Source organism: Streptomyces sp. NPDC005899 (assembly GCF_040629645.1).
Lineage (GTDB): Bacteria > Actinomycetota > Actinomycetes > Streptomycetales > Streptomycetaceae > Streptomyces.
Genome location: NZ_JBEXWB010000437.1, coordinates 1 through 4464 on the forward strand (window position 1 = coordinate 1; position 4464 = coordinate 4464).

At 70.9% G+C, this 4464-nt stretch carries 4 protein-coding genes; 2 read left to right on the forward strand and 2 right to left on the reverse strand.

Annotated elements, in window-relative coordinates; translation table 11 throughout:
* On the reverse strand, window positions 1-647 hold a 647-nt coding region (locus ABZ371_RS29385; protein WP_358685208.1), incomplete at its 3' end, for a TerB family tellurite resistance protein.
* Between the two features lie 259 nt (window positions 648-906).
* Window positions 907-2706, reverse strand: coding sequence for a 2-isopropylmalate synthase (gene leuA, locus ABZ371_RS29390; protein WP_358685210.1), 1800 nt, complete (start codon window positions 2704-2706; stop codon window positions 907-909).
* A 291-nt stretch (window positions 2707-2997) separates the two neighbouring features.
* Here leuA and ABZ371_RS29395 point away from each other — a divergent pair, with 291 nt between their 5' ends.
* Window positions 2998-4074 carry a M4 family metallopeptidase gene (locus tag ABZ371_RS29395; RefSeq protein WP_358685212.1) on the forward strand — a complete coding sequence of 359 codons (1077 nt, stop codon included), beginning with the start codon at window positions 2998-3000 and terminating at the stop codon, window positions 4072-4074.
* A gap of 63 nt (window positions 4075-4137) precedes the next feature.
* The gene (locus ABZ371_RS29400) at window positions 4138-4404 is read left to right on the forward strand and encodes a protealysin inhibitor emfourin (protein WP_358685217.1); all 267 of its coding nucleotides are present in this window, start codon (window positions 4138-4140) and stop codon (window positions 4402-4404) included.
* Window positions 4405-4464: the final 60 nt, after the last annotated feature.

The window sequence follows — 4464 nt, forward strand, 5'->3', positions numbered from 1 at the left end:
AGCAGCCGTGTCGTGTCGGCGGGGCAGATCCGCAGGGCGCTGCCGACCGTGGTCAGCACCTCACGCTCCGCCTGGCCGTAGGGGCCGTCGGCGAGCGCGATCCTGGCGCCCTGCAACAGCACCGACTCCCGGCCGGCCGCGGCCAGGTGCGGGGCGAGCGGCCCGAGCACCTCGTGCAGCTCGATGGCGAGGGCGGCGCCGCACGCCTCGGCCGCCGGGTCGGTGCCCCCCGGTCCGGTGTCCGCGGCGAGCACCTCGACGATCGTGAAGAGCTGCTCCTGCGTGCAGTCGTCCAGTCCGGCGTCACGGACGGTGGCCGCAGCGGCCTCCAGGACCGTACGCGAGGTGGTGCCGCCGGCCGCGAGCACGGCGAGGGTGACCGTGTGCACGGCCTCGCGCAGCATGGCGGAGAAGCGTGTGGTGGTGGGGTGGTCGAGGGTGTCGACGGGGAAGTGCTCCAGGCAGGCGGCGCATTCGACCACGGGGCCCGCGCTGCCACGCGCCCTCAGCGGCAGGCCGAGCACGGTGAGGCGCCGACGACCGCTGAGACGCCGGTAGTTGCGGTCGCCACCGCAGCCCGGGCAGAAGAACTCCCCGTCACCCACGGTGTCCCACACGGTACGGATGCCGTACACGCGCAGTCTCATGGCGCCTTGTCCTTTGGCTGACGGCACGTCGCACACCTCCGTAACTCCCCCGGAGCCCCTCGGGCACGGGAGGTACCCCGCGGCAGCGCTGCCGCGTTGGACGTGATGTTAGCCACATGCGTGTCGCGGCGTCAGCATCCCGGACGTCACAACACCGGGAGATGGCCGAACCCCGGCCACCCTCGACGGGTGGGCGGGGCTCGCGGGCCGGGCGTTCGTGCGCCTCATCGGGCCGGTGTCCGCCGACGGGCTGAGGCCCTCAACGGGTCGCGCGGTTGACCGCGGAGACCACGGCCTTGAGGGAGGCGCGGGTGGTGTTGGCGTCGATACCGATGCCCCACAGCACCTTGCCGTCGATGGCGCACTCGATGTAGGAGGCCGCCTGGGCGCTCGCGCCCTCGCTCATCGTGTGCTCGGTGTAGTCCAGCAGGCGGGCGTCGATGCCGATGGCCTGCAGCGCTTCGAAGAACGCGGAGATCGGGCCGTTGCCCGTGCCGGTCAGCACCGTGTCCGTGCCGTCGACGGTGGCCTCGACGGTGATCGAGTCCTGGCCGTCGGTGCCGGTGGTCGTCTGGCCGGACCGGATCTGCACGCGCCCCCAGGCGTTCTCCGGGCTCGGCAGGTACTCGTCCCGGAAGGTCGACCAGATCTGGGCCGGCGTGACCTCGCCGCCCTCGGCGTCGGTCTTGGCCTGAATGATCCGGGAGAACTCGATCTGCATCCGGCGCGGCAGGTCCAGCTTGTGGTCGTTCTTCAGGACGTAGGCGATCCCGCCCTTGCCGGACTGCGAGTTGACCCGGATGACGGCCTCGTAGGAACGGCCGACGTCCTTCGGGTCGATCGGCAGGTACGGCACCGCCCACTCGATCTCGTCGACGGTCTTCCCCTGCGAGGCGGCGTCGGCCTCCATCGCGTCGAAGCCCTTCTTGATGGCGTCCTGGTGGGAGCCGGAGAAGGCGGTGTAGACCAGGTCGCCCGCGTAGGGGTGGCGCGGGTGGACCTCCATCTGGTTGCAGTACTCGCTGGTGCGGCGGATCTCGTCGATCTGCGAGAAGTCGATCTGCGGGTCGACGCCCTGCGAGAAGAGGTTCATGCCCAGGGTGACCAGGTCCACGTTGCCGGTGCGCTCGCCCTGGCCGAACAGGCAGCCCTCGATACGGTCGGCGCCCGCCATGATCGCCAGTTCCGCCGCGGCGACGGCGGTGCCGCGGTCGTTGTGCGGGTGCACCGACAGGCAGACGTACTCGCGGCGGGTCAGGTGGCGGGACATCCACTCGAACCGGTCCGCGTGCGTGGACGGCGTCGAACGCTCCACGGTGGCGGGCAGGTTGAGGATGATCTCGCGGCCCTCCTCGGGCTGCCACACGTCGCAGACCGCCTCGCAGACCTCCAGGGCGAAGTCCAGCTCGGTGTCGGTGAAGATCTCCGGGCTGTACTGGTAGCCGAAGACCGTCTCGTCGCCCAGGATCTTGTCCGCGTACTCCATGACCAGGCGGGTGCCGTCCACCGCGATCTGCTTGACCTCCTCCTTCGAGCCGCGGAAGACCACGCGGCGGAAGGTGGGCGCGGTGGCGTTGTACAGGTGGACGGTGGCGCGCCGCGCTCCGACCAGGGACTCGACGGTGCGCTCGATCAGTTCCTCGCGGGCCTGCGTCAGGACGGAGATCGTCACGTCCTCGGGGATCGCGCCCTCTTCGATGATGGAGCGCACGAACGCGAAGTCGGTCTCGCCGGAGGACGGGAAGCCGACCTCGATCTCCTTGTAGCCCATGCGTACGAGCAGGTCGAACATCTCGCGCTTACGGGCCGGCGACATGGGGTCGATCAGGGCCTGGTTGCCGTCGCGCAGGTCGGTGGACAGCCAGCGGGGCGCCCGCGTGATGCGGTTGTCCGGCCACGTCCGGTCGGCGATGTCCACGGCCTCGTACCCGCGGTACTTGTGGACGGGCATCCCGGACGGCTTCTGCGGCCGCGTCGCGTTGGTGACCGGGGTGGGTCCGCCGACGGGGGCGGCGCTGCCGGGGTCCACGGCGTTACGGGCGGGGTGTACGGCGGTCATGGCGTAGGGCTCCTCTGAGGTCCAGCGGGGCGGCCGACTGGGTCGCTGCACCAGCGAACTCCGCGGGGAGGGAGCCGGCCTACGACTACAGGCCCTCGCCGCGGCAGCTAAGAAGGAGCAGCCCGAAACGCATGATGCGACGAGACTAACCGACAGGTTTCCGCCGCGTCGGCCCGTATCAGTATGCGGGATCGAGTACCTATGGGGGCAAAACGATGACTCATCACTCCATTTCGTCAATCATGGTCGCAAGCAGTGACAGCGTGGTGACGAACTGCCACAGTCGAATGCATGCAGCCTCGACCGAACAACGGGTTCCAGCCCGTCTTCTGCACCATCGTGCCGCCCCACCTCCTCGACAAGCTGTCACAGGCCGACGACCCGGCCCTGGCCGGCCCCGCCCGCCGCACCCTGGAGGCGGACGGGGCCCGGCGCCACCACCGGCGGATGACCGCACTGGCTTGGACCCCCTCCGCCCCGCGCACCGCCGACCCGGTGCCGACGAAGCCCCGGCGCACCCTCCACGACTGCCGCCACGGCACGGACCTGCCCGGCCACAAGGTCCGCGACGAGGGCGACGAGCCCACCCAGGACGCCTCCGTCAACCGCGCGTATGCTGGCCTCGGCGCCACCTTCGAACTGCTGCTCACGGAGTACGGCCGCAGCTCGATCGACGGCAAGGGGCTCCCCCTCATCGGCTCCGTGCACTACGGCGAGAAGTACAACAACGCGTTCTTCGACGGCGAGCAGATGGTCTTCGGGGACGGGGACGGGGAGATCTTCCTCGACTTCACCGTTGCCATCGACGTCATCGCCCACGAACTGGCCCACGGACTGACCCAGTACACGGCGAACCTGGCGTACCAGGGCCAGTCCGGCGCGCTCAACGAATCGGTGTCCGACGTCTTCGGTTCCCTGGTCAAGCAGTACTCGCTCGGCCAGAGCGCGGAGCAGGGCGACTGGCTGATCGGCGCGGGGCTGCTGGCGCCCCGGGTCAGCGGGGTCGCGCTGCGCTCGATGAAGGCCCCGGGCACCGCCTACGACGACGACGTCCTCGGCAAGGACCCCCAGCCCGCGTCGATGGACGACTACATCGAGACGGACGAGGACAACGGCGGGGTGCACCTCAACTCCGGCATCCCCAACCGCGCCTTCCACCTGCTCGCCACCGCCCTCGGCGGCAACGCCTGGGAGCGGGCCGGGCGGATCTGGTTCGACGTGCTGACCGGCGGCGAACTGGCCCAGGACGCGTCGTTCACGGACTTCGCCAAGCTCACCGTCGTCGCGGCCCGGAGCCGGTTCGGCGAGGGCGACGAGGCCGAGGCCGTGCTGAAGGCCTGGTCGGAGGTGGGCGTGCCGACCAGGTGAGCGGGTAGACACGGAACGGGTACGGGCAGGTCGGCCGGACGGTCAGGGCAGGAGCCACTACGCATGCGCATCCAGGTGAGCCGGACCGGTGGTTTCGCCGGTATCGCACGGCACGGCGAGGTCGACACCTCGGGGAGACCCGACGCCGCGGAGTGGGAGTCCCTGGCCGAGGCGGCGCTCGCCACCGGCCGGGGCGCCGCACCCGCGGGTGTGCCGGACGGATTCCGCTACCGGATCACGGTGGACGACCGGACGGTGCGGTGCGCGGACCCCGGCCTGACGGACGCGCAGCGTGCGCTCATCTCCCGGGTGCTGAAAGAGGGCGCCTAGCGTCGCCCCGCGGGGGCCGCCCGCGGCCGCGGGGGGGGGGGGGGGCCCGCCCGGGGCGGG

Bases quoted from the DNA above. Each gene is read 5' to 3' on its own strand.
- leuA (WP_358685210.1), bottom strand. From the start codon at position 2,706: ATGACCGCCGTACACCCCGCCCGTAACGCCGTGGACCCCGGCAGCGCC.
- ABZ371_RS29395 (WP_358685212.1), top strand. From the start codon at position 2,998: ATGCAGCCTCGACCGAACAACGGGTTCCAGCCCGTCTTCTGCACCATC.
- ABZ371_RS29400 (WP_358685217.1), top strand. From the start codon at position 4,138: ATGCGCATCCAGGTGAGCCGGACCGGTGGTTTCGCCGGTATCGCACGG.